Source organism: Bacteroidota bacterium, assembly GCA_016213405.1.
In the GTDB taxonomy this organism is placed as follows: domain Bacteria; phylum Bacteroidota; class Bacteroidia; order Palsa-948; family Palsa-948; genus Palsa-948.
This window is the reverse complement of sequence record JACRAM010000115.1, coordinates 1-3,114: the sequence shown is the minus strand read 5'-3', so window position 1 is coordinate 3,114 and position 3,114 is coordinate 1. Positions and strand designations below refer to the sequence as shown.

The following is a 3,114-nucleotide window of genomic DNA, read 5'->3' as shown; positions in this document are numbered from 1 at the left end:
GCCAACGCATCCGGATTCTTTATGGAAACATTGCAGGGCTGAGCAGGTGCGGCTTCTACAATATAACGGGCGCTGTCGGTAGGGGCATTGATATCTGTATAGGAAAGAGTTCCGTAAGAAACAGAATCAATCTTTGTCCAGATGCCTGTGTTGTTTCCATCACGAAGAATATAATATTGAGAGAAAGAAAACCCTTCGTAATCATTTGTCCATATCAGATCAAAGGTGCTAGGCGGAGTGTAGCTGGGAGTAGAAAGGTGAATGGTGCGGTGATGTGTGCTGAGTACGCTTTCACTTCCGCAAGTATCCACTTCAGAAATTTTATACCGGTAAGAAGTTATTTTCGGATTTACTCCGTTCGTAGTATCCGTGAACCATGAAAGCGAATCGTAATGAACACCTCCGATGTACACATAATTATTCAAGCCAATCTCACGGTAAATCCTGAAACTGTCAATATTTCCTGCGAAAGGTTTTTGCCATACAATTACATTTTTTGTTGAGGTGGATGTGTCCACTGTTACAAGGCAGATAGGAGCAGGAATTGTGTAAGCAATAATGTTTGCTGTGCTTGAAGTGGTGCATCCTACATTATCTGTAATGAGTACAGAATAAGTTCCGGGAGCAAGTCCGGTGATTGCAGATGTTGATGCGCCTGTTGACCATAAGTAGGAATAAGGCGAAGAACCTCCGGTAGCAGAAACAGTTGCCGCTCCATTGGTTGTGCATGTATCAGGCGAAGCCGTTACGGTGGTTGACATTATCGTGCAGGGATTCCATTCATAAAAATCCTGATTGGTGCCGCCATCATATCCTGTTCCTATATATCCTTTGTTTCCAATTGAAAATCCAGCCGCATCGTATCTGCCTGTTCCGGGAAAAGGAGCCTTTACTATCCATGAATTAGTGGCTGGATTATATTCCCAGAAATCCTGATGATACGTTGCGCCTGAAGCACCTGTTCCAATATATCCTCTTCCTCCAATTGAAAATCCTACTGCCATGCTTCTTGACTGTCCTCCAAAATTTGCTTTCTGAGTCCATGTATCTGTTGTAGGATTATATTCCCAAAAATCTTTCCAACTGCCGGCATCAGATCCGGTACCTGCGTATCCTTTTCCATTTATAGAGAAACCGATTGCATCCATTCTTGTGAGACCGCCAGCAAAATTTGCTTTCTGAGTCCATGTATTGTTTGACTGATTCCATTCCCATACATCTGTGTAGTTTACCTGAGGGCAGCAAAAAACTCCAGCGCCTATATATGCTTTTGTACCAATTGAAAAAGAAAAGACACTCTGGCGTGGTGCAGTTGCACCCGGCAAATCCGCCTTCTGAGTCCATGTATTTAAAGTAGTATCATACTCCCATAAATCTTTTAAATAAGTATTGCTTCCAAATCCTAAACCAATATACCCTTTACTTCCTATTGAAAATCCAACAGCATTATTTCTCGCCATTCCTCCAAAGTTTGCTTTCTGTGTCCAACTATCTGTGGCTGGATTATATTCCCATAAATCCTGCAAGTAGTTTACACCTTGGCTTCCAGTTCCCATGTAACCTTTATTGCCAATAGAAAAAACAGCGGCTTTATATCTAGCCACTCCCGGCAGATCTGCTTTTTGTGTCCATGCCCCTTGAGAAAAACAGTTCGCAGCAGTCCATAAGCAACAGGCAATAAAAGCAATGGCGATATGTGTAAATGTTTTTTTCATTTTATTTATTGAATTATGATTTTTCGGATTACTGTTCCCTCATCGGTTATTATTTTGATGAAGTAAACTCCTGAATGGATTTTACTTAAATCAATTTCTGTTTTTTGATTTGTGATTTGCGAAGAGTAAACTTTGGCTCCCGAAGTACTGTAAATTGTAATTTGCCCTTTGTTGATTTCAGAAATGAGAGTAATAATTCCATTAGAAGGATTTGGATAAATAGAAATATCAATTGTAATTTCATCTTCATTCATTCCTGTATTAATGCTTGGGTCGTATTCCCAAAAATCCTGTTTATTACCTCCGAAATCAGCTCCTGTTCCTATATATCCTTTTGTACCGATAGAAAAAGATGTCGCCCCTATTCTGCCATTGGAAGGAGGGAAATTTGTTTTTTGCACCCATGTATCGGTTGTCTGATTCCATTCCCAAAAGGTCTGTTCGTATCCAGTAGCAAATCCTGTTCCTATGTATCCTTTAGTACTGATATAAAAACCCTTAGCACTGGTTCTTGCGCTGCCTCCAAAAACGGCTTTTTGTATCCAATAATTTCCAGCTTGATTATATTCCCAGAAATCATTTCTGTAAACGCCATCGTCACCAGTCCCAATGTATCCTTTTGCTCCAATGGAAAAACCAGTAGCGCCATCTCTTGCCGTTCCACCAAAGTTTGCTTTTGCTGTCCATACATCTGTGCTTGGATCGTATTCCCAAAAATCTTTATAACGAGTTGTGGGCGAACTGCTGTATCCTGTTCCGATATATCCTTTTGTTCCAATGGAAAAACCAACAGCACTTCGTCTCGCTGTTCCGCCAAAACTTGTTTTCTGTGTCCAACTATTTGTTGACTGATTCCATTCCCAAAAATCTTTTCTATAAGGAGTGCCATCTTCTCCTGTGCCTATATATCCTTTGGTGCCAATTGAAAAACCAACCGCTCCATATCTTGCAGTGCCGCCAAAATTCGCTTTTTGCGTCCAAACATTTGTAACCTGATCCCATTCCCAGAAATCATTTTTATTTGCGCCATCATTGCCTGTTCCAATGTATCCTTTTGTTCCAATGGAAAAACCCACAGCATGCACCCTTGCCGTTCCTCCAAAGTTTGCTTTTTGTGTCCATGTGCCTTGTGCATTAACAAGAAAAGCGGAAAATAAAATGGCTGTAATTAGAATATAGATTCTTTTCATGAGTTTTGTTTTAATGGTTTATGATTATTTTTTTGTTTGTTATTCCGTTTTCTGATACAACTTGCAACTGATAAATCCCTTTTGCTATTTCAGGAATTTTTATTTCTGTTTTCTTTTCGTTAACGGATGTTTGATAAACTAATTCACCCAGCGTGTTATAGATTTTGATTTGAGATTGCTTCGCTTCGCTCGCAATGACGGTGAAACTT

3 protein-coding genes are annotated in these 3,114 nt (G+C 40.1%); all 3 read right to left on the bottom strand.

Annotated features, from left to right (window positions below; translation table 11 throughout):
* Positions 1–1,715: hypothetical protein (locus tag HY841_13690; GenBank protein ID MBI4931814.1), on the bottom strand; the 1,715-nt coding region annotated here is incomplete at its 3' end.
* A 5-nt stretch (positions 1,716–1,720) separates the two neighbouring features.
* The gene (locus tag HY841_13685) at positions 1,721–2,905 is read right to left on the bottom strand and encodes a T9SS type A sorting domain-containing protein (GenBank protein ID MBI4931813.1); all 1,185 of its coding nucleotides are present in this window, start codon (positions 2,903–2,905) and stop codon (positions 1,721–1,723) included.
* A gap of 10 nt (positions 2,906–2,915) precedes the next feature.
* Positions 2,916–3,114, bottom strand: a 199-nt coding sequence (locus HY841_13680; GenBank protein MBI4931812.1) for a T9SS type A sorting domain-containing protein, incomplete at its 5' end; no start/stop codon positions are given.

Bases quoted from the DNA above. Each gene is read 5' to 3' on its own strand.
- HY841_13685 (MBI4931813.1), bottom strand. From the start codon at position 2,905: ATGAAAAGAATCTATATTCTAATTACAGCCATTTTATTTTCCGCTTTT.